At 31.3% G+C, this 24,060-nt stretch carries 19 protein-coding genes; 10 read left to right on the top strand and 9 right to left on the bottom strand.

From position 1 onward, the window contains the following. Positions 1 to 43: 43 nt before the first annotated feature. From Q0O83_RS03380 to malX, 3 genes are read right to left on the bottom strand one after another with little or no spacing between them, the layout of a single operon-like run. Positions 44 to 1,318, bottom strand: a complete 1,275-nt coding sequence (locus Q0O83_RS03380; protein WP_294094196.1) for a helix-turn-helix domain-containing protein — start codon at positions 1,316 to 1,318, stop codon at positions 44 to 46. 25 nt (positions 1,319 to 1,343) lie between these two features. Beyond that, the gene (locus tag Q0O83_RS03375) at positions 1,344 to 2,501 is read right to left on the bottom strand and encodes an aminotransferase class I/II-fold pyridoxal phosphate-dependent enzyme (protein ID WP_294094194.1); all 1,158 of its coding nucleotides are present in this window, start codon (positions 2,499 to 2,501) and stop codon (positions 1,344 to 1,346) included. A 48-nt stretch (positions 2,502 to 2,549) separates the two neighbouring features. Then, the gene (malX, locus tag Q0O83_RS03370) at positions 2,550 to 4,088 is read right to left on the bottom strand and encodes a maltose/glucose-specific PTS transporter subunit IIBC (protein ID WP_294094192.1); all 1,539 of its coding nucleotides are present in this window, start codon (positions 4,086 to 4,088) and stop codon (positions 2,550 to 2,552) included. Between the two features lie 228 nt (positions 4,089 to 4,316). Between malX and Q0O83_RS03365 the strand changes: the two genes are divergently transcribed. Next, the gene (locus tag Q0O83_RS03365; RefSeq protein ID WP_294094190.1) at positions 4,317 to 5,747 is read left to right on the top strand and encodes an amino acid permease; all 1,431 of its coding nucleotides are present in this window, start codon (positions 4,317 to 4,319) and stop codon (positions 5,745 to 5,747) included. A gap of 132 nt (positions 5,748 to 5,879) precedes the next feature. After that, positions 5,880 to 7,172 (top strand): AAA family ATPase, encoded by a 1,293-nt coding sequence (locus tag Q0O83_RS03360; RefSeq protein ID WP_294094188.1) that lies wholly within the window; start codon positions 5,880 to 5,882, stop codon positions 7,170 to 7,172. Positions 7,173 to 7,225: 53 nt separating this feature from the next. Here Q0O83_RS03360 and Q0O83_RS03355 read toward each other — a convergent pair whose 3' ends face one another. The 3 genes from Q0O83_RS03355 to Q0O83_RS03345 form a co-directional block, all read right to left on the bottom strand. Beyond that, a complete protein-coding gene (locus Q0O83_RS03355; protein ID WP_294094184.1) occupies positions 7,226 to 8,830 on the bottom strand; it encodes an AAA family ATPase in 1,605 nt (534 codons plus the stop codon). A gap of 32 nt (positions 8,831 to 8,862) precedes the next feature. Next, complete coding sequence (locus tag Q0O83_RS03350; RefSeq protein WP_294094183.1) at positions 8,863 to 10,206, bottom strand: MATE family efflux transporter; 1,344 nt, start codon at positions 10,204 to 10,206, stop codon at positions 8,863 to 8,865. Positions 10,207 to 10,343: 137 nt separating this feature from the next. Further along, on the bottom strand, positions 10,344 to 11,657 hold the full coding sequence (locus Q0O83_RS03345; protein ID WP_294094181.1) for a sodium-dependent transporter: 1,314 nt from the start codon (positions 11,655 to 11,657) through the stop codon (positions 10,344 to 10,346). A 348-nt stretch (positions 11,658 to 12,005) separates the two neighbouring features. Between Q0O83_RS03345 and Q0O83_RS03340 the strand changes: the two genes are divergently transcribed. Genes Q0O83_RS03340 through Q0O83_RS03330 form a run of 3 tightly spaced genes read left to right on the top strand, consistent with a single transcriptional unit; the run spans position 12,006 to position 15,178 of the window. Further along, positions 12,006 to 12,920: a hypothetical protein gene (locus Q0O83_RS03340; protein ID WP_294094179.1), complete on the top strand. Its 915-nt coding sequence runs from the start codon at positions 12,006 to 12,008 to the stop codon at positions 12,918 to 12,920. Positions 12,921 to 12,940: 20 nt separating this feature from the next. Continuing rightward, on the top strand, positions 12,941 to 14,389 hold the full coding sequence (gene pap, locus Q0O83_RS03335; RefSeq protein WP_294094178.1) for a polyphosphate:AMP phosphotransferase: 1,449 nt from the start codon (positions 12,941 to 12,943) through the stop codon (positions 14,387 to 14,389). 27 nt (positions 14,390 to 14,416) lie between these two features. Then, a complete protein-coding gene (locus Q0O83_RS03330; RefSeq protein ID WP_294094176.1) occupies positions 14,417 to 15,178 on the top strand; it encodes a hypothetical protein in 762 nt (253 codons plus the stop codon). Between the two features lie 39 nt (positions 15,179 to 15,217). On the opposite strand, the gene melB is transcribed toward Q0O83_RS03330, so the two are convergent. Genes melB through Q0O83_RS03315 form a run of 3 tightly spaced genes read right to left on the bottom strand, consistent with a single transcriptional unit; the run spans position 15,218 to position 19,838 of the window. Next, positions 15,218 to 16,573, bottom strand: coding sequence for a melibiose:sodium transporter MelB (melB, locus tag Q0O83_RS03325; RefSeq protein WP_294094175.1), 1,356 nt, complete (start codon positions 16,571 to 16,573; stop codon positions 15,218 to 15,220). Between the two features lie 31 nt (positions 16,574 to 16,604). Next, complete coding sequence (locus tag Q0O83_RS03320; protein ID WP_294094174.1) at positions 16,605 to 18,800, bottom strand: alpha-galactosidase; 2,196 nt, start codon at positions 18,798 to 18,800, stop codon at positions 16,605 to 16,607. Positions 18,801 to 18,812: 12 nt separating this feature from the next. After that, on the bottom strand, positions 18,813 to 19,838 hold the full coding sequence (locus Q0O83_RS03315; RefSeq protein WP_294094172.1) for a LacI family DNA-binding transcriptional regulator: 1,026 nt from the start codon (positions 19,836 to 19,838) through the stop codon (positions 18,813 to 18,815). A gap of 142 nt (positions 19,839 to 19,980) precedes the next feature. On the opposite strand from Q0O83_RS03315, the gene Q0O83_RS11850 reads away from it, so the two are divergent. The 5 genes from Q0O83_RS11850 to rbsC all read left to right on the top strand — a co-directional run bounded on the left by Q0O83_RS11850 (position 19,981) and on the right by rbsC (position 24,049). Then, positions 19,981 to 20,157: a DUF1622 domain-containing protein gene (locus Q0O83_RS11850; RefSeq protein ID WP_366515947.1), complete on the top strand. Its 177-nt coding sequence runs from the start codon at positions 19,981 to 19,983 to the stop codon at positions 20,155 to 20,157. A gap of 146 nt (positions 20,158 to 20,303) precedes the next feature. Continuing rightward, positions 20,304 to 21,215 (top strand): ribokinase, encoded by a 912-nt coding sequence (gene rbsK, locus Q0O83_RS03310; protein ID WP_294094171.1) that lies wholly within the window; start codon positions 20,304 to 20,306, stop codon positions 21,213 to 21,215. A gap of 2 nt (positions 21,216 to 21,217) precedes the next feature. Then, positions 21,218 to 21,625 carry a D-ribose pyranase gene (gene rbsD, locus Q0O83_RS03305; protein WP_294094169.1) on the top strand — a complete coding sequence of 136 codons (408 nt, stop codon included), beginning with the start codon at positions 21,218 to 21,220 and terminating at the stop codon, positions 21,623 to 21,625. A gap of 1 nt (position 21,626) precedes the next feature. Further along, a complete protein-coding gene (rbsA, locus tag Q0O83_RS03300; RefSeq protein ID WP_294094168.1) occupies positions 21,627 to 23,123 on the top strand; it encodes a ribose ABC transporter ATP-binding protein RbsA in 1,497 nt (498 codons plus the stop codon). Next, a complete protein-coding gene (gene rbsC, locus Q0O83_RS03295) occupies positions 23,123 to 24,049 on the top strand; it encodes a ribose ABC transporter permease (RefSeq protein ID WP_294094166.1) in 927 nt (308 codons plus the stop codon). Before rbsA ends, rbsC begins: the two co-directional genes overlap by 1 nt. The last annotated feature ends 11 nt before the right edge of the window (positions 24,050 to 24,060 follow it).

Raw genomic sequence — 24,060 nt, 5'->3', positions numbered from 1 at the left:
TCTCCTATTTTTTTACATTTAACTATTAAAAAAAAATAACTTCCTAATCAAAAATATCTATTTTAATTAGTTTTCCATAGTTGTCTATCAATTCCTTTATTATATTCTCTCTATCTATTTCAAGACTATTTTTTTCTATAATATTCAAAAGATGACTTAGCTTCATCACTTTTTGACTCTCTTGCCCAATCTCTTTTTCAACCTCACACGAAATATAGTATATTTCAAACTCTGTCAACTTTTCAGGTAAAAACTTTTCTTCAGTAGAGTAAAGGAAAATGGTTTCATAAAGATGACCTCTCTCTCCAATCTTTCCTATGCTAAAGTTATTTCTCAATCGATATATAGCTGGTATCAAATATCCCATCAACTTTATTTTCAACTCTTCTGAAAATCTAAACTCCTCTATAGTTGAAGATATTACAGCCATACACTTCTCTTCAAGACCTTCTATATATTTTTCCACACTACTTTTTAATTCTGAGATATTATCTTTTACCCCACCACTAATAAAATATTCTGTCAAATGTACAAATTCATAACTCATATCTTTTGAAATAACTGCTTCTAAAACACTTTCTATAATCGTATAATGTTCTGTATTTATAAGAAATTTATAGTTTGCCTTTCTATCTATTATATACCCAAGTTTAATTCGTTCTAATGTTACATATAAAAAAATAATCATCAGATTCACAAACTCTATATCAAATGTCAGAGAAAACTGATTTTCAATCTTCAAAACTAACTCTTTCAATCTTTCCAACTGTTTTTTATCAATCTCTGAAAAAATATAATCTTTATGAAGCCATCCTAACTCTTCCTGAGTGTATTCTATATATTTTAAAGCTTTTAAATGTCTTAACTTTTTCTCATTTCCTATAATTCTAAATCTATTTTTCTCTGAATCCAATCTAAGCCCATGCTTCTCTAATTTAAAATTAACCATCTCTATATCTTTTTTCAATGTTGCCCTAGTTATTCCCAATCTACTTTCTAATGTTGTTAAATTCATATCCTTTAAATACAAAAATCCCATAATTATATATTCAGATCTCTCAAAGTTATCTAATATATAGTAATTTTTATATACAGTTGAAAAAAAGCTATTAATCTCTCTCTCATCTAAAGAGATTAATAACTTTTCCTTATCTTTTTCTATAACTTTATTTAAAATCTTTCTAAGATAAAAATTTAAATTTTGAAGCATATACCTTAAATTTCTTTCACTCGTATCTAACTTAGATAAAATCTCTACAAATGTTTTACCATCTATAACCAATCTTAAAATTTCTAACTCTTTTCTTTTCAGACTCATTACCATCACCTAAAACTATTATACTCTACTTTTTAAGTTTTTCAATAGCTCTTTTGATACCTTCTACTCCTATTTTCACTTTTGATAGTGGACATCCTACATTTAAACGAATTCTATTACTATCCCCATATGCTTCTCCAGACATAATAGCAACTTTACCCACCTCTATAAGGGCCTTTTTAAATTCAGCCATATCTATCTCACAATTCTTTAAATCGATCCACATAAGATATGTTCCCTCGGGAATAGCTACATCTATCCCGTAATATCCATCTAATTCACTCACTACATACTCACAATTTTTTGTCAGATACTCATTTAACTCATTCACCCAATATTCACAACTATTATAAGCAACCATAGTAGAAAGAACTCCAAATATTGTCGGTGACGACACTGAATCCACCTCTTTTAAATGAGTTATAAACTCCTCTCTCAGCTTCTTTTGTGGAATTAAAGCATAAGAGCCACCTAAAGCTGGTGTATTGAATGTTTTTGAAGCTGAACTTACAACAATACAGTTTTCAGAATCTATTTTTAAAACTGGGGTTACCTCTTTTCTCGCTATATCCATATGAATGTCATCTGAAATCAAGATTACAGAGTACTTTTTACAAAGCTTTATAAGTTTTTTTAACTCATCATAAGTCCAAACTTTTCCAACTGGATTTTCAGGATTACAAAGTAAAAATAGTTTTACTCCCGCTTTAAACCCCTCTTCGATTTTTAAAAAATCTGTTTCATAGCTTCCTTTAACTTTTTCTTTTAATTCAATCTCAAAAACTTCATAGGGTTTTAAAATCTTAGTAAATCCATCATACTTAGGTGTATGAGTCATAACCTTTCCACCTTTTCCTACAAGTTTATCTACCAAAATAGAGATTGTATATATCACACTTGGAGCATAGACAACCCACTCTGATTCTATTTCAGTTTTATACCTTCTGTTGTACCAACTTTTTATACTACCCTTATAGTCTTCGTGATTCCAACGAGAGTATCCAAAAATACCATGCTTTGTTCTTTCTAAAATAGCATTCAAAATCTCATCAGGACATCTGAAATCTGTATCCGATATTGAAAATGGAGTTAAATCTTTTGTGCCCTCTCCAAATCTATCCTCTATATAATCCCACTGTGTACAGTAAGTTCCTTTTCTATCTATAACCTCATCAAATCTCATAATATCCTCCTTCTTATAAAGAAAGAGAGAGATTACTCCCTCTCCATCTTACATCAATTTTTGCAATTGCTTTTTTAACACTTGCACTTTTGGTCCAATTATAACTTGAACATTTGTATCACTAAGTTTTACAACATTTACTGCTCCTGCATTTTTAACAGCCTCTACATCTATTAAGTTTGCATCTTTAACAACTAATCTAAGTCTAGTTATGCAGTTATCTAAGTTTACTATATTATCTTTTCCACCTAAAGCTTCTAACATAATTTTTGCCGTATATCCAGCTATATCTCCACTTTCAACAGCTTCTTGAGCTCCCTCTGAGTTATCTCTTCCTGGAGTAGGAATATCATACTTTTCAATATACCATTTAAATACGAAGTAGTAAATAAAGAACCAAACTATTCCTACAGGAATAACTAAGTACCACTTTGTCCATAAACCTTGGAATACTCCAAACACTAATAAATCTATTATATTTCCATCTGTATTTCCGATAACTACTTTTAATAATCCCATAACCATAAATCCAAGTCCTGTCATAATAGCATGGAACACATAAAGAACTGGTGCTATAAATAAGAATATAAATTCAATCGGCTCTGTTATTCCTCCAACTGCTGATGCAACAACCGCTGATAAAAGAAGCCCTTTTATTTTATTTCTATTTTTTAAATACGCTGATTTATATATTGCTAATGCTGCTCCTGCTAATCCAAACATAAATGTTGGCATCTTACCTTGAGATAAAAACTTTGTAACATCTGGTGATACAAACTCTGGTCCCGCTGCAAACTGATTATAAAATATATTTAAAGCTCCGTGAATTGTTTCTCCAGCTGCTGTCACATAAGTTCCTCCAGCTTCAGTAAATCTAATTGTCGCTACTAAGATATGGTGTAATCCAAATGGAAGTAGCAATCTCTCACCAGCTCCGAAAAGGAATGGTCCAAATGGTCCTGCACCCGCAATAACAGCTCCAACTTTATTTATTCCAGCTGCAAAGAATGGCCATACCATAGGGACAAATAGTCCTACAACCGACATTATTAAAACTGTAGCTACTGCTACGAATCTTGTTCCACCAAAGAATGAAAATGCATCTGGTAACTCTATATTTTGGAATTTTTCATGAATAAAGAACACCATAACTCCACAAATTAAAGCACCTAAAGCTCCTGTATCAATACTTTGAATTCCCATAACCATTCTTGTATCTACAACATCTAACAATCCTCTTTCACTCAGATAGAAATTTGTTCCAAGTTGCATAGAGATATATCCCATAAGCCCTGCAAATGCGGCAATCTCTTTATTTTCTCTTGCCATTCCTAAAGGTATTGCAACAGCAAACATCAATGGTAAAAATGAAAACGCAACCAAACTTACCTTTATCATAAAGTTAAATATACCTTGTAAAAAACCATTTCCTAAAAATGGAAACATCTCAATTGTTGTTCCACCTGTAAATGCTGCTCCTATCCCTAAAAGTATTCCCATTGCCGCCAATAAAGACACTGGTAACATAAATGTTTTTCCTAAGCTTTGGAAAAATTCCCATGCACTTATTCTGTTTTTAGTCGTCATCATACACTCCCCTTAATTTTTTCTATATCAAATTGTATATTTAAAATTTGTTTTGTTCAATTGTTAATCTTTTTCATATTTTTTTGAAACAAATTTATAGTATATATTTTTTGAAAATGATTTTTCATTTTTTTATATATAAAAAATATTTGATTTATGTACTCTTTTATTGTACAATTGTACTTATTCAAAGTGAAAAAATTAACAAAAAAAAGGAGTACTGTAACAATGGAATCAAAAAAATTAAACTGGCGTATGCTAGCGATGATGGGATTCACAATTGTTTGGGGGTTTGGAAACGTTGTTAATAACTACGCAAACCAAGGACTTACAGTTGTTGTATCTTGGATTTTAATCCTTTCTCTTTATTTCTTACCTTATGCACTTATGGTAGGAGAGATGGGATCTGTATTTGAACAAAAAGCTGGAGGAGTTTCAGGTTGGGTTGGCTCAACTTACGGTCCTATGATAGCTTATCTTGCTGGATGGACTTACTGGGTTGTACACATCCCATATCTAGCACAAAAACCACAAAGTGCACTAGTTGCATTAAGCTGGGTTTTCTTCCAAAATGGAGATATTATAAAAACATTTAATCCGTTACTTTTACAAAGTATCGTTTTAGGAATATTTATCCTATTCCTTTGGTTATCATCTAAAGGAATGAACTCATTAAAGAAAATTGGAGCCCTTGCTGGAACATCTATGTTCTTTATGGGTATCTTATATATCCTACTAACTGTAGCTGCTCCATCTCTTGTAGATGCAAAATCTGCTACTGAGGTTTGGACTCTATCAACATTTTTACCTAAGTTTGACTTTACATACTTTACTACTATATCTATGTTAGTATTTGCTGTTGGAGGATGTGAAAAGATATCTCCATATGTTAAAGATGTAGCTAATCCTAATAAGAACTTCCCTAAAGGAATGTTAGCTCTTGCGGCTATGGTTGGAATGTCAGCACTACTTGGATCGTTCGCTATGGGAATCATGTTCAATAGTGGTAATATCCCTGCTGACTTAAAAATGAATGGACAATACTACGCATTCAAACTTCTTGGTGAATACTATGGAGTTGGAAATGCTCTTATGGTTTTATATGCTGTAGCTAATACTTTATCTCAAATATCAGCACTTATGTTCTCGATAGATGCTCCACTTAAAATATTAATCGGAGAAGGAGATAGAAACTTTATACCAGCTGCTTTCACTAAAGTTAATGAAAATGGTGCACCAATAAATGGTTATAAGTTGACAGCTGTATTAGTTGGAATCTTAATCATCATACCTGCAATTGGTATCGGAGATATGAACAACCTTTACAACTGGTTACTTGATTTAAACTCTATCGTTATGCCACTTAGATATCTTTGGGTATTCTTAGCATACATAGGGCTTAGAGGGTTTGTTAGAAATAAAAACTTACACTCTAACTCTGGATTTAAATTTGTTAAAAACGATAAGATAGCAACTGCAATCGGAGTTTGGTGTTTCGCCTTTACATCGTTTGCTTGTTTAATGGGAATCTTCCCTAAAAATATTGAGACATTCAGCTCAGAGTGGTTCTTCCAAATTACTCTTAACATTATGACTCCAATAGTTTTAGTTGGACTTGGACTTATCTTCCCTAAGATAGCTAGAAAACATAATAAGTAAAAAAATTAGAAGCGAATTAATTTTCGCTTCTTTTTTATATTATATTTTTTATTTTTTGAAAAAGTGTATTCAAAACACACTTTTTATTATATAATAATGTATTAAGAACACACTTTTTCACTGGAGGTAATTATGGAAAGAAAAATAAAAAGCTCTCTTATAAATTGGAAGCAAAATAAAAATCGTAAACCTTTAATCATAGATGGAGCTAGACAAGTTGGAAAAACTTATATTGCTTTATCTTTTGGAAAAGAATTTTACAAAAATACAGTTTACTTTAATTTTGAAAATTCAAAAGAGCTTCAAAAAATATTTGATAAAGATTTAGAACCAGAAAGAATAGTTAAAGAACTCTCTATTTTTAGTGGCCAAAGTATTTTCAAAAATGATACCCTTATTATTTTTGATGAGATTCAATCTTGCGAAAGAGCACTTACATCACTAAAATATTTTTATGAAAATGAGCCTGATTATCAAATCATAGCTGCTGGTAGTTTATTGGGAGTAGCTTTAAATAGAGAGAAATATTCATTTCCAGTTGGAAAAGTAGATATGATGAAGATGTTCCCATTAGATTTTGAAGAGTTCCTTTGGGCTTTGAATAGAAAAGATTTATCAGAAAGTATTCGAAATCATTTTAAATCTGACGAGATGTTTAGTCTTCATGAAATCGCTATAGAATATTATAAAAAATATCTGGTTATCGGTGGGATGCCTCGAGTTATTTTAGATTTTTTAGAAACCGAAGATTTCAATTTTGTCTTAGCTTCTCAAAAAACAATTAATGATTCATATATAGCTGATATGGCAAAGTATGCCTCTCCTATGGAAACTATAAGAATATTAAATGCATTTAATACAATTCCTAGTCAGTTAGCTAAAGAGAATAAAAAGTTTCAATATAAACTTATCAAATCAGGGGCAAGAGCACATGAGTATGAAGTTCCTATCGAGTGGCTTATTTCATCAGGGATTGTTAATAGATGTATAAAAGTAAACGAAGGAAAATTACCTTTAAAAGCTTATTGCGAACCATCATCTTTTAAATTATATCTAGGTGATTCGGGATTACTTTGTTCAAAATTAGAGATTCCTGCTAATTTAATAATAAATGGTAATCCAAAATTTAATGAGTTTCGAGGAGCTTTAACTGAAAACTATGTTTGTAATGCTCTTTCTAGTAATAATCACTCACTTTACTATTTAGAAAGAAATAGTAATATGGAGATTGATTTCATCATTCAGGATAAAGAAGGAAATATAATTCCTATTGAGGTCAAAGCTGGAGAAAATGTTAAAGCTAATAGTTTAAATAGTTTTATCAGATTATATGACCCACTTTATTCTATAAGAATATCTAGTAAGAATTTTGGATTTGAAAACAATATAAAAAGTGTTCCTCTTTATGCTGTATTTTGTATATAAGAAAAGCTTAGAAGCTGGTTTTACTGGCCTCTAAGCTTTTTTACTTTTTTACTTTAATCAACTTGACTCTCAATAGCGACATCTTTTCCGCTGAAAGCCATTCCTATTTTTATGATTTTCAACACTCCATTATTTTTCATAGATACATCATATTTTTTTTCATTTATTTGAGCTAAAGCTTCTTTAGCTTTTTCTTCGATAGAGTTTTTATCACTCGTTTTAAACTCAAATATAAGTCCATAATTTCTTTTATCTTTTGGCTCTAAAGCGATATCATATCTCCCATATCCACTCTCTCTGTTTGAAGTTATTATATATTTATCTCCTAAGGTTAAAAGAAGCCCTAGCATAAAGTGATGATAGTATTTTTCACTATCTGTACGATCGTGATAACTGATTGCTGATAAATAGAGATCTTTAAATTTATATTTAAATTTTTCCATCTCACCTCTATATAAATCTTCTAACATTTTAAAATACATCGCTGTTTTTCCATGACTATATTCTTTTATAAAACTATTTTTGAAAAAAGACCTCACTTCATAGTTTGGTATTTTTAAAAAATACGTTTTGGCACCAGTTATATCTGAAATTTGAGTACGGCTATATGTTAAATATCCTGAAAACAACATTAACGACCATATTGTATCAGCGTCATCTAAATCAGAAAAAACTATATTTTCTGTTACAACCTCTTCTATTTCGTTTCCACTGAATACAGTTTTCAAATCATCTAAAACTTTGCTATCATTTTTATTTAATAGCTCTTTTATTAAGCTATTATCGCTCGTATTTACCCAATATGAGTTCAGTTCATTTTTACTTGCAAAATTAATTATAGACCACGGATTGTACACGCAGCTTTTTCCAAACTTATAGCCATTATACCATTTTTTTACATCCTCTATTTCATACTCTAACTCGTAATATCTCAACAGCTCTACAACTTCATCTTCAGTCAACCCAAAATGATTAAAATCACTATCTAAAAGACTCGAAACAGTTAAATTGTTCAATCCTGAAAATATACTTTCTTTTGCTATTCTCAATATTCCTGTAAGTACCGAAAACTCTAAATACGGATTCCCTTTTAATCCCGCACTTAAAAAATTACGGAAGAAAAATATCGCATCATTATAATAACCTTCTGAATGAGCTGTAACCAGGGGTGTATCATATTCATCTATTAAAATAATAACTTTTTTACCATATTTTTTATAAAGAGCTGCAGATAATGTCAACAGAGCATTTTCTTGTTCTGCTCTTTCTTCACTTAAACTCAAACCATGTTTAGCTGCTTCGCTTTTGAGTAACAATCCGAGTTTATTTAAACAAAGCTCCCAATTATCAACTTTTATATCTTTTAAACTTATATATATAACAGGATACTCTCCAAAATATCTCATTTTATCTGTGGCAGTTATTGCCAAATTATTGAATAAAGTTTTATTAGATTCTTTATTTTCTATATCAAAAAAATATTTTAGCATCGACATATTCAAAGTTTTACCAAACCTTCTCGGTCTCGGTAATAGAATCACCTTAGATTTCTTTTCCAATAACTCATCTATAAACATAGATTTATCAACTAAATAAAAATCATTTTCTCTTATCTCTTTAAAATCGTCCACTCCTAAAGGTAAATTTTTCTTAATCATTCTCCACCTCTCTTTAAGAATCTTTCATTATATTATATCACATTTCTATAAAACTTATCCCGATAAAACTTTACAAAAATTGCAGCTTCTACTGTCCACTGAAGTGAAGTAATCCACCAGAAGTATGTCACTGGCATCTTTTTTAAATATATAAAGTAGTACATCAACGGCAATCTTATGCACCAATTACAAAATAATACTATTCTAAACGGTGTCTTCGTATCTCCCATTCCCTTTAGGGCTGCTGATAATACCATATCTATAGCTGTCGGGATTTGTTGAATTGAAGCTATTGTCAAACATGTCGCTCCAAGAGCTATGATTTCAACCTCATCACTTTTAATAAAAATTCGTATCAGATCTTTTGAAAAAATCAAAAATATTATCGAGAAAAATCCCATGACCATAACAGCTAAAAGCAGGGATACATTAGCATACTCTCGAGCTTCTTTTAAATCTTTTTTTCCTATACTATATCCAACTAAAGAAACAGCCGAGATAGCAAATCCCCATCCTGGCATAAACGAAATACTCTCTATAGTCACTGTTATTTGGTTTGCTGAAAATGCCAAACTTCCGAGCCTCATCACCATCATTACACTCAAAAGTCTCACTATGCTAAAAGCTCCTTCACTAAGAGCCGAAGGAATAGACAACTCTACTAGCTCTTTTAAATTGGAATAATCAATTCTACCTTTTAAAGTCAGCTTAAAAGGTAACTCTTTTAATTTTGTCAAAATAAATATAAAGGCAAGTATATTTCCAGTTGTAGTTGCTATTGCTGCCCCGGCAATCCCAAGCTCTGGAAAACCAAATTTTCCAAAAATAAGAACATAGTCGAGTGATAAATTAACTATATTAAGTATTGCAGCAGCATAAAGAGGAATTTTTGTATTTTTAGTTCCTCTAAAAACGCCGTTTAAAACATTTGTAATCATATTAAATAACAATCCAATAGAACATATTCTCATATACTTATAGCTCAGCTCTAATACTTCACCTTTTGCTCCACCCAAACTCAAAATCTCTTTTGAAAATATAAAAAAGATAGAAAACATAACAAAAGCTATCAAAATACCAATTTTCACTCCAAGATTAGCTATACTCTTAGCTTTTTCTTCATCTCCTCCACCAAGAGCTCGAGCCACTATAGATGTTATAGATATCGATAGCCCCATACCTATCAATATATTTATAAAAGTATACATAATCTCAGAGCTAAATCCCACAGCTGAAACAGCTGTTCCCCCTCCATACTTTCCAACCATAAGAGTATCTAAAACCCAGATAAGCATATAGAGTATCATCTCTCCAACCGCTGGAATAGCTAACTTTATAATCTCTTTAGATCGATTTATAAAAACCTCTTTTTTCATAAACTCACCCCTCTAATTGAAATTAATTCATAGTTATTCTTATTTACTAAAATATACCATAGTTTCATCTGTTTTACAAAAATTTAAAATTGAAAAAGTGGATTGAAATCTCAATCCACTTTTTATAATTTAACTTTCTATCCTATGCCACCATATAAAACACCTAAAATCAGTATTATTATAACTCCAGGGACAAATATATATTTTCCTATTTTAACAACATATTTTCCTATCTTATAATTTGAACCAGAATCTATCTCATACTCTATAGCCTCAGCTTTTACACCATAGAAATAGAACCCTAAAACTAAAAGTGCACCTAGAGGTATTAGATATATCGTCATTAAATCAGCAAATTTTCCAAACATATTCATATCTAAATCAAGTGGTAGTCCTAAGCAGAAAAGCCCTAATCCAACAATAACACTCGCTTTAACTCTTGAAATCCCAAACTTTTGCATAGCTGCTTCTACTGGAACTTCTAACTGATTTATAGCTGAAGAAACCGCTGCAAAAATAACACTTAAAAAGAATATTATTCCTAAAAACTTTCCACCTGGAATATTATTAAAAACAGCAGGTAAAGTTATAAACAGTAAACTTGGACCAGCTCCTGGGTTAAATCCAAAAGCAAAAGCTGCTGGTATTATTATAAACCCTGCCATAAGTGCAGCTAAAGTATCTAAAATACATGTTTGAATAACACTTGTAGATATATTTACATCCTTATCTAAATAACTTCCATATACAAGAAGTGCTGATCCACTCACACCAACTGTGAAGAAAGCTTGTCCTAAAGCCATAACCCAAGTTACTGGACTTAAAAGTTTATCCCAATCTGGATTTAAAAGATACTTCACTCCCTCCATAGCTCCAGGAAGAGTTAACGATCTTATCATAAGACCGAAAAATATTAAAAACATCAATGGCATTACAACTTTATTTATCTTTTCAATACCTTTTATAACACCTAACGATATAACTCCAATACTAATTAATACTGCAATAAAGTGCCAAACTATAGATTCAGCATTTCCAGCAAAACTACCAAAATATTGTTCAAAATTTATTGTTGCAACATCAAGTGTCAAATATGTCACAAAATATTTTATTATCCATCCAAAAACTATAACATAAAATGTAAATATTCCTGCTACAGATGCTATCGGTAAAATCGGTAAAATTTTAGCAAGAGGAACACCTCTCTTTTGCATCAACTCTCCTACACCTAAAACACCCTTTTTCATCATTCTACCAAATGATATCTCTCCAACTAACCCTATATATGCAAATAACGCCATAAATATGAAATATGGAATTAAAAATGCTCCTCCTCCATATGTTCCTAGCTTCCAAGAGAAAAGCCAAATATTTCCAAGCCCTATAGCTGCTCCTACACATGATAAAATAAATCCAATTCTGTTACTAAACTTCTCTCTTTTGTCGTTCATTCACGCACCTCCTAAATTTTAAATAAAAAAAATCCACAGACTATACCTGTGGAATAAATGTTTTATCATTTTTATCTATCAGATACAATCTTTTTTAGTTTTTACCAAGCTAAAATAAGTTTGTATCCTCTTTCTAGGTTACAAACTGACTATGGCCACCACCAAAATAAAATTGTCGCTGTTAAAGATGTATTAATTTTTTTGATATCTATTTTGTTTACCACTTTTAATACACCTCCCTAGATTTATTATTTGAGCTATTGTAGCATTATAAAATAAAAAAAACAAGGATTTTTTAATTTTTATGATATAACTATAGTATATATTTTTATTTAAAGGATGGGAACTATGGAAAATATTAATTTTAATCAACTTCAAATTTTAAATTATTATAAAAAAAATAGAGAGCTCTACAGAAAAATGGGGAAAAGATTAGAACGTTTTCTTAAACACTCCTTTGAAAAAGAGAAAATTGTATATCATTCAATTACTAGTCGTGCTAAAACACGTGAGAGCTTTCAAAAGAAATTAGAACGTAAAGGGTATACCTCTATCGATTTAGCAACTGATCTTTGCGGTTTGCGTGTTATAACTTTCTTAGAGAGTGAAACAAAAATTGTTGAAAATTATTTAAGAACAGTTTTTTCAATCGACGAGAGTAACAGTGAAGATAAAAGTGATAATCTCGGTGAAGATAAAGTTGGATATAAAACTATACATCTTGTGGCAACTCTTCCTGAAAATCTCTTAATTTTACCTGAATTTGAAAGATTTCGTGATTTGAAATTTGAAATTCAAGTAAGAACAATTCTACAACATGCTTGGGCTGAGGTTGAACATGATAAAAACTATAAATTTAGTGGTCATCTTCCACCAGATATAAAAAGACGTTTTAAACTTCTAGCTGGTTTCTTAGAGATTGCCGACAGAGAGTTTGAAAGTATCTCAAAAGAGATAAGTGAATATGAAAAGAAAGTTGTTACCACAATAGAGGGGAATACTCTTCATGAGATTGAAATCAACTCAACCTCTCTTAGAAAATATCTGAACAATAAATTTAATATAAACTTCTCTCAAGGTATAAGTCCAAAGATTATCAACCTTCTTCATGAAAAAGAGATAAATACCTTAGAAGATTTTGTAAAAATAGAGGATTTAGAAATTATGCAAAAATATTTTGGAAACAATAGCAAAAAGTTTCCAGCTCGTTATGATCTTATGATTAAACATCTTTTAGATTACAGAGAAAAGTTGAATCAATAATAGTTTAAGGAGGATTTTTTATGGGTATTTTAACTAATGAAAGTTGTCTTAAAATGAAAAGAAAAGAGTTTGAAAAAACTATCGAACCTTTAAAATTAAAACTTGGTGAACTGCAAAGGATGGCCAAAGAAAAGGGACTCCCTATTCTGATTATCTTCGAAGGACTTGAGGCTTCAGGAAAAGGTGCCGTTATAAACGACATTTTACTTACCTTAGACCCAAGAGGGTATAAAGTTGTGAGTCATAACCACCCTTTAGAAAGTAACTCATTACCTTTAAAACCCTATATCGAAAATATTCCTGGAAAAGGAGATTTTCATATCTTTGATAGATCTTGGTATGACTTTGCTTTTGCAGAAGAAAGCAACCTTACAAGAAGATGTAAAGAGATAAATAAAATAGAACGATCTCTTCTTAGAAGTGGAATGCTTATTATAAAGTTCTTTCTACATGTATCTAAAAAAACTCAGAAAAAAAGATATATAAAAGCGAAAAAAAATCCAGCTCAATCATGGAAAGTAACTCCATATGCTTGGCAACAAAATTTCGATTATAAAAATATAGCTGGGACTTGGGAAGATATTTTAGAACGTACAAATAACTTTGACTGTGGTTGGAATGTAATCTCTTCAGATAGTATTTACGGAGCAAAATCAGAGATTTTTAGAATTATTGTTGAAAAAATAGAGAGTCAATTAAATGCAAAGGAAGCTAGACCTGATGATGTTCTTTTACCTTATAAAAAACCATTCTCTTTAGATAAAATAAATTTAGAGAAAGCCTTAGATAAAAAAGAATATAAAAAAGAGCTAGAAAAGCTTCAAAAGAAAATTTATAATCTTCATCATGAAATTTACACTAGACGTATACCTGTAATCATAGCTTACGAAGGTTGGGATGCTGCTGGAAAAGGTGGAAATATTAAACGGTTGGTTGGGCGTATGGATCCTCGTGGATATGATGTTATTCCTATCGCTGCACCAAGTACTATTGAAAAAAACCATCACTACTTATGGAGATTCTGGAAAGCCATTCCTAGAAATGGGCATATCTCTATCTTTGATAGAACTTGGTATGGAAGAGTTCTTGTTGAACGTATTGAAAAGTTTGCTACAAACTATGAATGGAAGCGTTCATATGCAGAGATAAACGATATGGAAAAGCAGTGGACAGATGATGGAGCTATCGTTTTAAAATTCTGGTTGCAAATCTCTAAGGATGAGCAACTAAAACGTTTTAAAGAGCGGGAAGATACACCTGAAAAAAAATGGAAAATCACAGAGGAGGATTGGAGAAATCGTGAAAAATGGAAAGATTATAACTCTGCAATTGAGGATATGATATCTCGAACTTCAACGACTGTAGCTCCTTGGCATATAGTACCTGCTAATGATAAATATTATGCTAGAATCTTTGTTTTAAAAAGATTTATTGATGCTATCGAAAAAAGACTTTATGGTAAAAAATAATTTTCAATATATTAGGAGGGATGTCTTATGAAAAAAGTAGTTGTATTATTTAAAAATGGAAACAATTTGGATTTAATTTTAAAAAGTTATCAAAATCTAAAAACTCATTTTGGATTCCAAATTATACCAGTTTATATTAGAGATATAGCGTATCGAGCTCCTATCAGTGAATCTCTACTAAATTCTGGAGAAGCTGCACATGTTTTAAATGGTATGGAAGATGAATTTATAGCTAAAATCAAAGCTGAGTTCAAAAAACACAACATAAATACTGAGCTTTTAATTCAATCAAAAGTTGGTGTTGATGAAGTTAAAACTTTATTGAAAACTGCTGATCTTCTAATGTTAGAGCAAAGTTCATATCTAAATGATCTATTTTTAGAGCTTTTAAAAATTTCATTTAGATCTATAATTGTTTTAAGAGGAAAGCCTGTAAACTTTGAAAATTTAGCAATAATTTCAAATGATGGTGTTAAAGTTAATAAAAGTGTATATAATTTTTTAAATCTATTTCCAAATTTAGATTCAGATTGTTTCCCAATTTTGACTTGGAACTGTCATTATGAAAAACATCATCTGCTAGAACTTTTAAAAAATAAGGGTTACTGTGGAGAAATAATACCTTTCTCTTCTAAACATGAATCTCTTGAAGATTTTTACTTTGTTGGCAACAAATACGACCTTATTATAATGGGAAATCTGAGCCGTTCATTCTTTATGGAAAAAATAACAAATAGAACAGGATTAAATCTTTTAGAAAATCTAAATACACCTATTTTCATAGGATAGAAAAAAGCCCTCGGTTTTATATAAAACCGAGGGCTTTTTTTAAATCTCTATCTCTCTTTTCACTCTTATTGTCTCAACAATTTCATCATAGTATTCACCATTCAATTTATAGTACTTTCTGTAGATTACATATCCACAAATTGAAAGTAAAATTGGGAACACTATCATTAAATATTTTATTCCTAGAATCGCTGATGCTGTTTGAGTTACATTTGGTACATATCCAACCATTGATAGACCCATACCAATTAACCATCCACTTACAGCTGAAGCTGATTTTACAAGTAAAGTTTGAACTGAGAAGATTACACTTTCGTTTCTCGAACCAAATTTGAACTCTCCATAGTCAACAACATCTGCTAACATTACAGTTGAAATTCCAAGTGTTAATCCAGAACCTAACTTTGCTACAATTCCAGATATTGCTATTAAAGTAGCGTTTCCTGGAGCTATTACTCCAGAGAAGAATAGCATTAAGAATCCTATTACTGGAAGAGCACAAGCCAAGAAGAACACCTTTTTTCTTCCAATTTTAGTAGAAAGAATAGGGAACATCAGTAGTGATCCAATCTCTGCAAGACCAGAGAACCCTGTGAACACAGAGAACAGTTTTTCAATTCCAACAGCATATTTAAAGTAGTATATTGCAACTCCACCAGATATTTGAGCCATTAAGTTAAACATTAAAACTGTTCCTATTAACGCCACTAATTGATCATTTTTTAAGATTAGTCTAAAAGCCTCTTTAAGATTTATCTTTTCACTAGCTTTTTTACTCACAACTTGCTCTTTAACGTTCATTACAGTTATAATTGAAGTTAAGATAAATACAGCTGCTATTCCTAAAGATAATAGTGAGAACCCTCTTCCCTCGTTACCTTTTCCTAAAAAAGCAATAAGTGGTAATCCAAAACTTCCTAGTGATAACCAAGCTAAACTTGCAAATATTCTTGGAACAACAGCAATCTCTTCTCTCTCTTTTTTATCACTTGAAAGAGATGGAATCATTGACCAGAAAGGTATATCCATAATTGTATAAGTCATTCCCCAAAGTATATACATTATTGAGATATAGATATATAAACTTTTCCCTGCAAAAGCCTCTGGCTTTGTAAACATTCCAACAACTGTGATAGCATTTAAAATCGTTCCTATCATAATCCAAGGTCTAAATTTTCCCCACTTACTTCTTGTATTATCTACAAGCATCCCCATAGCAGGATCGTTTACAGCATCCCACATTCTAGCAACTAAAAACAGTGTTCCTACAAATGCTGGAGCTAACCCTAAAACATCTGTAAAGTAATACATTAAAAATATATAAACTATTGCACAAGCATAATCTTTTCCAAGAGCACCTAAACCGTATGATAACTTCATTTTTAAACTAACCATTGTTACTCCTCCCGTGAATATCTTTAAATTACTATTTAACTTCTTTTAACTTAAAAATTTTACTTTTGAAATCTTGTGTTTCTGAATCCTTTGAAAAATATCTATCTGGTTGTGGAAATACAATTCCAACATTCATCAGCTCATCCCCATAAGCTTCGAATTCACCATTGATCGAGTATTTTTTATCTGGATTTAACCCCTTTAATATCACTTTTGCATTGTATCCTGGATTTGGTGATGCTAAGATTGTGAAGTGTCCAACTAAGGCCTCGGCTTTCTCCTTATCCACAACCATCCAAGATGCGGTATTTCCCTCAAACGGACTTTCTAATCTATAGAAATCTCCGAACTGTATTAACTTTCTGTTGTTTTTATAAAAATCTAGATATTTACTTACATTCGCACCAGTCTCTTCATCGAACTTTAAAAGATCTAATTCATATCCAAAGTTTCCAAAAGCTGCAACATTATTTCTAGTTTCTAAACTAGTTTTTCTAGCTGTTTGGTGGTTTGGTATATCTGAAACATGAGCTCCCATACTTATAAGTGGATAAGCTAGTGATGTTCCATGCTGAATGTTTAATCTCACAATTGCATCTGTGTCATCACTTGTCCAAACTTGTGGCATATAGTGGAGCATCCCTGCATCAAATCTTCCCCCTCCTGATGCACAAGATTCAAATAGAATATGTGGGAACTTTGTAGTCAACTCTTCTAATATTTCATAAAGTCCCAAGATATACTTATGAGGTAAATCTCTATAGGTAACCTCTGTCATATTTCTATTCATATCCCACTTTACATAAGATATTGGAGCTTCTGAGAATCTTTCTGATAAAATATCCACAATATACTTTCTAACCTCTGGTTTTGATAAATCTAAGATATACTGATTTCTTCCCATAGATAATCTTCTATCTTTCACACCAAGTATCCAATCTGGATGCTCTTCATAAAGTTTACTGTTTTTACTGATCATCTCTGGTTCAAACCAAAGACCAAATCTTATTCCTTCATTTACGACTCTCTCTCCTAAACCTTTAATTCCATTAGGTAACTTATCTAAATTCGGGAACCAATCCCCTAAAGATGTTTTATCATCATTTCTCTTTCCAAACCATCCATCATCTAAAACGAAAAGCTCAAACCCTAAATCTTTCGCCTTTGAAGCCATCGATACAATTTTATCCTCATCAAAGTCAAAATATGTCGCTTCCCAGTTATTAACTAAGATTGGCCTCTCTTTATCTCTCCACTCACCTCTAGCAACTCTCTCACGGAATAGCTTATGGAAAGTTTTACTCATATCGTTCATTCCACTTTCACTGTAAACTATTATTCCTTCTGGTGTAATAAAGCTCTCTCCTGGTTTTAACTCCCATTTAAAGTCAAATGGATTTATTCCCATAGTAACTCTTGTCGCATCAAAGTGATCTACCTCAACATGAGCTAAGAAGTTACCAGAGTAAACTAGTGAGAATCCGATACACTCTCCAGCGTCTTCATTTGTATTAGGACGCTTTAATATTACGAATGGATTTTGATGAGCACTGCTTGCTCCTCTAGTACTATCTATATATTGTGATCCAACTTCTAACTTTCTAGTTTTGATGAATCTCTCTCTTGCCCAAGCTCCTGATAGATGTATCATCTCGTAGTTATAATCAGGTAGATCAAGAGCAAAACTCATAGCTCTGTTTATATCAATTTTCTCTATTCCGTGATTTACGAATCTAGCGTTTCTAGTTATAACATCTCTATTTTCATAAACCGTGTATGTCAGATATAGTTTACAATTTAAAACCTCATCTTTTAACTCTATCTCTAAAGTTGTAGCTTCATCTTCACTCTCAACATAAGTTGAAGGCAGTCCAGCTAACTTTTCTTTTCCTTTATATACTCTATAACCTTTATAGACAAAGTCACTAACTCTACTTCCATCCTCTGACTCTAACTCGAAAGCTGGTTTTCTAAAATCTGTCGTTCCATAAGAGGGATACTCTTGCTTATAGTATTCAAGTGAAAACCCTGGATCATCCTCATGATGAGCTATTATTCCGATTCCTACCTCTGGCTGATAGAAAAAATGTTTAAAGTTATCTCTGTGTCTTATTTTTTTTCCAAAATACAGATTCCCTAACTGCTCATTTTTCATAACATTGAATATATAACTTACATTTAGCCCCTGTAAATGAAACTCTCTATTCTCTTTATTTATGTGTATCATCTTTCCTCCAAATTAATCTAGATAACTTTCTTTTATGTATTCCTCTAAACTCTTTATAAGTCTAGTTTTAACAAAATTTATTTTTGTTTTATCTTTTTCTACATTGATTAGTAATTCTACTGCCATCTTTGCTAAACTGTTTATATCTGGTGCCACAGACATTATTCCAAGTGGAATTGTGTTTCTTAAGTTGTCAAATCCAACTATTGATACTGTATCTATTCCATTCTCTTTTAAAATCCTATTTACACAATAACTCATATTATCGTTTGCACAAAATACTGCATCAAACTCTATTTTCTCTTTTAAAATATTTTTTACAATCTCTGTTGCCTTTTCATCAGAGTAGTTTCCATTATAAATCATCGGAGCTATTCCAAAGTTTTGAACAGCCTCTAAATATCCACGTTCTCTTTCTTTTCCTGAAATTTTCTCTTTGTCTCCTGAGATATGAATAATTTTTCTTTTTCCAAGCTCTATTAAATGTCTAGTTGCTGTAAAAGCTCCTGTAAAATCCTCTGTATTTATATAATAAACTCCATCATTTAAACATTTTGGCTTTAAAGTATAATCTATTAAAACCAATGGTGAGAATTTCTTCAAAAGATTTTCTAGATTTTTATCATCCTCTTTAAATCCAATAAAAATTCCTCCTACAATGCTTCTATTAATATATAGAGATTCAACTTTATGAAAACTGTCATCATTTATCACATCTACTAGCAGTTGATACTCTAACTTTAAAGATTCTTTCAACGCTCTATTTATAAAATCAAGATAATAACCAAAAGATAAGCCGTTATCTAGTATTCTATTTTTATCACTATTATCTCCATAGATAAAAAGTCCAATCGTTTTACTTTTTTTCCCTGCTAAAACTTGAGCACTGCTGTTTGGAATATACCCTAACTCTTTTATAGCTTTTAAAACTATCTCTTTTGTCTCAGGAGGAACATTTGAGTAATTGTTTATAACTCTCGAAACTGTACTTCTTGAGACTCCTGCTAACTGAGCTACCTTCGTACTATTTATTTTCATTTTTCTCCACCTTCATCTTAACTTTTTTGTGTTGTGAACACGTGTTTATTGTTTTTATAAAACGATTATATTGTATTTTGAACACTTTTACAATACTTTTATATTTTTAATCTTTTAGTTTCTTTACTTCAGTAAAAAAAGTATATTTTTATTCTTTTTCTTTTTTGATAAATATATTTTAGTCGGTCTACAATTTCTGATTATAGCCGATATTATTGACACAATAATTTTAAGAGATCTTCAAAATATAATTTTAGTTTTACTTATCGTAGTGATAAGAACCATCATGAGTTGGGAGATTGAGAAGCATAAAAGCTGAAACTTTTCACAAGGTTTCAGCTTTTATGCTATTGACAATATTTTTTTAGTGTGCTACATTAAAGGTATTAACTATTTTTAGGTGTAATTGTGTACACTAATTAATCACAATATATTGTTTCAATATATTATTTAAGGAGATATTAAATGAAAAAAATTGTTGTTGTTGGAAGCATTAACATGGATTTAGTTACAATCTGCGAAAGAGCACCTCGTGGTGGAGAAACTCTTCTAGGAAAAAAATTCATGCAGATTCCTGGCGGAAAAGGAGCCAACCAAGCTGTTGCTATTGGAAAAATGAATAGCTCAGTAGCTATGCTAGGAAAAATTGGAAAAGAGGGTATGGGAGATATTCTTTTAAACTCTATGAAAAATGATGGAGTAGACGTTTCTAACATTGAATATTGTGATGAAGCTACAGGTATTGCAAAAATTATCGTTGAAGAGAATGGACAAAATAGAATAATTGTTGTTCCTGGTGCAAACTACTCTGTAGACAATGATTATATTGATAGACATATTGAAACTATAAAAAACTGTGACATAGTTGTTGCTCAACTAGAGATTCCAGTTGAAACTGTAAAATATTCTTTAAAATTAGCTAAAGAGTTAGGGAAAACTACAATTTTAAATCCAGCTCCTGCTAGAGAGTTAGATTCTGAAATTATCAGTAACTCTGATTACATCATTCCAAATGAAACTGAATTAGAGATTTTATCTGGAATATCTGTAACAGATGAAGCGAGTGTTGAGAAAGCTGCTCATATACTTTTAGATAAAGGTGTTAAAGGGTTAATCGTAACTTTAGGAAGTAAAGGGTGTATGTTTATAAGTAAAGATATTAAAAAATCTTTCCCTGCTTATAAAGTTAAAGCTGTTGATACAACTGCTGCTGGAGATAGCTTCATTGGTGGATTTGTAAATGGATTAGCTGCTGGATTAACTTTCGAAGAGGCAATCGACAGAGGAACTCGTGTTGCAGCAATCTCTGTAACTAGAATCGGAGCACAAACTTCTATACCAACTCTAGAAGAAGTATTAAATTTTAAAGGAGAATAGTAATGAAAAGAGGAAGACTTTTAAATAGCGAATTATCTTATGAAATATCAAAAATTGGACACACATCACACATAACTGTTTGTGATGCTGGACTTCCATTTCCAAAAGGAGTTAAAAGAATCGATTTAGCTATCGAAGCTGGATTCCCAAGTTTTATAAAAACTCTTGATGCTATTCTTAGTGAAATGATGGTAGAAGAGATGGTTTTAGCAGAAGAGATTAAAACTATAAATCCTACTGTTTATAATGAAATTATTGAAACTTTCCAAAAAAATGGAATGAACCCTAAAATCAGTTTTGTAACTCATACAGAGTTCAAAGAGATTACAAAAGATAGTGAAGCGATTGTTAGAACTGGAGAGTGTACTCCTTATGCAAATATAATTTTAAAGTCAGGAGTAGTTTTCTAAAATGAATAAAGAGATTATTTTAAAAATGGAAGGTATACATAAATCTTTCCCCGGTGTTAAAGCTTTAGATGGAGCTTCATTAAACGCTTATAAAGGAAGAGTTATGGCTTTAATGGGAGAAAATGGTGCTGGTAAATCCACTCTTATGAAAATAATGACTGGTATATACACTAAAGATGCTGGGACTGTTTCCTTCAAAGGAAAAGAGGTTGCCTTCAAAGGAACAAAAGATTCACAAGAAGCTGGAATAGCTATAATTCACCAAGAGTTAAATTTGATTGCACATATGAGTATAACTGAAAACATCTTCTTAGGAAGAGAGCTTACTAATAGATTTGGAAAAATTGATTGGGCTCTTATGCATAGAGAAGCTAGAACTTTACTAGACCTTTTAAATGTTGAAGACAGTGAAAAAACTCTTATTAAAGATTTAACTATTGGTAAGATGCAAATGATTGAGATTGCAAAAGCTCTTTCTCAAAATGCTAAACTTATCGTTATGGATGAGCCTACTGATGCTCTAACTGATAAAGAAACTGAAAGTCTTTTCAACGTTATAAGAGAGCTTACTTCTGAGGGAAGAGCTATTATATACATATCTCATAGATTGAAAGAGATTCCTGCTATCTGTGATGATATCACAGTTTTAAGAGATGGTAAATTTATCTCTGAAGCTGAAGTTAAAGATATCGATGAGAACTACATCATTCAAAGCATGGTTGGAAGAACTCTAGATGAGCAGTTCCCCAATGTTGCTGTAACACCTGGTGATGAAGTTTTAAAAGTTGAAAACCTTTGTGGTGAATATGTTAAAAATGCATCATTCACTTTAAGAAAAGGAGAGATTCTTGGAATTGCCGGTCTTATGGGGGCTGGAAGAAGTGAACTTGTAAAAACTATATACGGTTATTATAAAAAATCGTCTGGAAAAGTTTTAGTAGATGGAAAAGAAGTTAATATAACTTCTCCAGAATCTGGAGTAAATAACGGTATCGCTTATGTTTCTGAAGATAGAAAAGGAGACGGTTTAGTTTTAGGATTAAGTGTAAAAGAAAATATGACACTTTCATCTTTAAAATTCTTCTCTAAAAAATTAGGATTAAATAAAAAGCTAGAAAATAACTCTGTTCAAGAATATATTGAGAAATTCAGTGTAAAAACTCCTTCAGAGAATGCAATTATTAAAAACTTAAGTGGTGGAAACCAACAAAAAGTTGCTATAGCAAAAGCTCTTTTAACAAACCCTAAAATTCTTATTTTAGATGAGCCAACTAGGGGAGTCGATGTTGGAGCTAAAAAAGAGATCTATGATGTTATAAATGAACTTAAAGCAAAAGGTTTAAGTATTATTATGATTTCATCAGAGATGCCTGAAGTTATGGGACTAAGCGACAAAATCATGGTTATTCATGAACATAAAATCAGTGGAACACTTTCAAAAGATGAATTCACTCAAGAAAAAATAATGAGATATGCAGTAGGAGTTGAAAATAAATAATGTTAAAAAAAATATACAACAATAAACCTTTAATCGGGTTAATTGTTTTCTCTATAATAGTTTCATTCTTAAATCCAAGATTTTTATCTATGGGAAATATTTTAAATGTATTAAGACAAACATCTATAAATTCAGTTATCGCAATCGGGATGACTCTTGTAATTTTAACAGGTGGAATCGATCTATCTGTTGGTTCTATTCTAGCTTTAACTGGAGCTATGGGCGCAAGTTTAATAGCTAACGGTGTAAATCCTGTATTAGCTATTTTTATAGCTATTGTTCTTGGTGCTATATTTGGTATTTTTAATGGATTATTAATATCTTATGCAAAACTTCAACCTTTCATCGTAACTCTTGTTACTATGACTCTTTTAAGAGGAGCAACTCTTGTTTTCACAGATGGAAAGCCAATCCCTGTTAGAGATGGTGGAGATTTCTTTGATAACATTGGAGGAGGATATATCCTTGATATTCCTATTCCTATCTATATTATGATTGCTCTTTTCATAGCTGGATACTACATTTTAAACAATCTGAAATTTGGTAGATATATATATGCTATTGGTGGAAATGAAGAAGCAACTAAACTTTCAGGAGTAAACACTTCTAAATATAAAACTCTTGTGTATGGAGTTTGTGGAGCTCTTTCTGCATTAGCTGGTGTTATTATCACATCTAGACTTGGTTCTGCTCAACCTACTGCTGGATCTGGTTATGAATTAGACGCTATTGCTGCTGTTGTTCTAGGAGGAACATCATTAGCTGGTGGAGTTGGAACAATTGCTGGAACTGCTCTTGGTGCAGTTATCATCGGAGTTTTAGGTAATGCTTTAAATCTTTTAAATGTATCATCATACTATCAAATGATGGTAAAAGCTGCTGTAATTCTTATCGCAGTTTTAATAGATAGAAAATCTTCAAAATAGTAGTATTTAAA

The organism is uncultured Cetobacterium sp. (genome assembly GCF_945952365.1).
Lineage (GTDB): Bacteria > Fusobacteriota > Fusobacteriia > Fusobacteriales > Fusobacteriaceae > Cetobacterium_A.
Note: the sequence above shows the minus strand (reverse complement) of the source record. Positions and strands in the feature narration are given on the sequence as shown.

Coding starts and splice junctions, on each gene's coding strand:
- Q0O83_RS03320 (WP_294094174.1), bottom strand. CDS start 18,800: ATGATACACATAAATAAAGAGAATAGAGAGTTTCATTTACAGGGGCTA.
- Q0O83_RS03315 (WP_294094172.1), bottom strand. CDS start 19,838: ATGAAAATAAATAGTACGAAGGTAGCTCAGTTAGCAGGAGTCTCAAGA.
- Q0O83_RS03360 (WP_294094188.1), top strand. CDS start 5,880: ATGGAAAGAAAAATAAAAAGCTCTCTTATAAATTGGAAGCAAAATAAA.
- Q0O83_RS03350 (WP_294094183.1), bottom strand. CDS start 10,206: ATGAAAAAAGAGGTTTTTATAAATCGATCTAAAGAGATTATAAAGTTA.
- rbsA (WP_294094168.1), top strand. CDS start 21,627: ATGAATAAAGAGATTATTTTAAAAATGGAAGGTATACATAAATCTTTC.
- Q0O83_RS03365 (WP_294094190.1), top strand. CDS start 4,317: ATGGAATCAAAAAAATTAAACTGGCGTATGCTAGCGATGATGGGATTC.
- Q0O83_RS03355 (WP_294094184.1), bottom strand. CDS start 8,830: ATGATTAAGAAAAATTTACCTTTAGGAGTGGACGATTTTAAAGAGATA.
- melB (WP_294094175.1), bottom strand. CDS start 16,573: ATGGTTAGTTTAAAAATGAAGTTATCATACGGTTTAGGTGCTCTTGGA.
- Q0O83_RS03375 (WP_294094194.1), bottom strand. CDS start 2,501: ATGAGATTTGATGAGGTTATAGATAGAAAAGGAACTTACTGTACACAG.
- rbsC (WP_294094166.1), top strand. CDS start 23,123: ATGTTAAAAAAAATATACAACAATAAACCTTTAATCGGGTTAATTGTT.
- malX (WP_294094192.1), bottom strand. CDS start 4,088: ATGACGACTAAAAACAGAATAAGTGCATGGGAATTTTTCCAAAGCTTA.
- rbsK (WP_294094171.1), top strand. CDS start 20,304: ATGAAAAAAATTGTTGTTGTTGGAAGCATTAACATGGATTTAGTTACA.
- Q0O83_RS03380 (WP_294094196.1), bottom strand. CDS start 1,318: ATGAGTCTGAAAAGAAAAGAGTTAGAAATTTTAAGATTGGTTATAGAT.
- Q0O83_RS03340 (WP_294094179.1), top strand. CDS start 12,006: ATGGAAAATATTAATTTTAATCAACTTCAAATTTTAAATTATTATAAA.
- Q0O83_RS03330 (WP_294094176.1), top strand. CDS start 14,417: ATGAAAAAAGTAGTTGTATTATTTAAAAATGGAAACAATTTGGATTTA.
- rbsD (WP_294094169.1), top strand. CDS start 21,218: ATGAAAAGAGGAAGACTTTTAAATAGCGAATTATCTTATGAAATATCA.
- pap (WP_294094178.1), top strand. CDS start 12,941: ATGGGTATTTTAACTAATGAAAGTTGTCTTAAAATGAAAAGAAAAGAG.
- Q0O83_RS03345 (WP_294094181.1), bottom strand. CDS start 11,657: ATGAACGACAAAAGAGAGAAGTTTAGTAACAGAATTGGATTTATTTTA.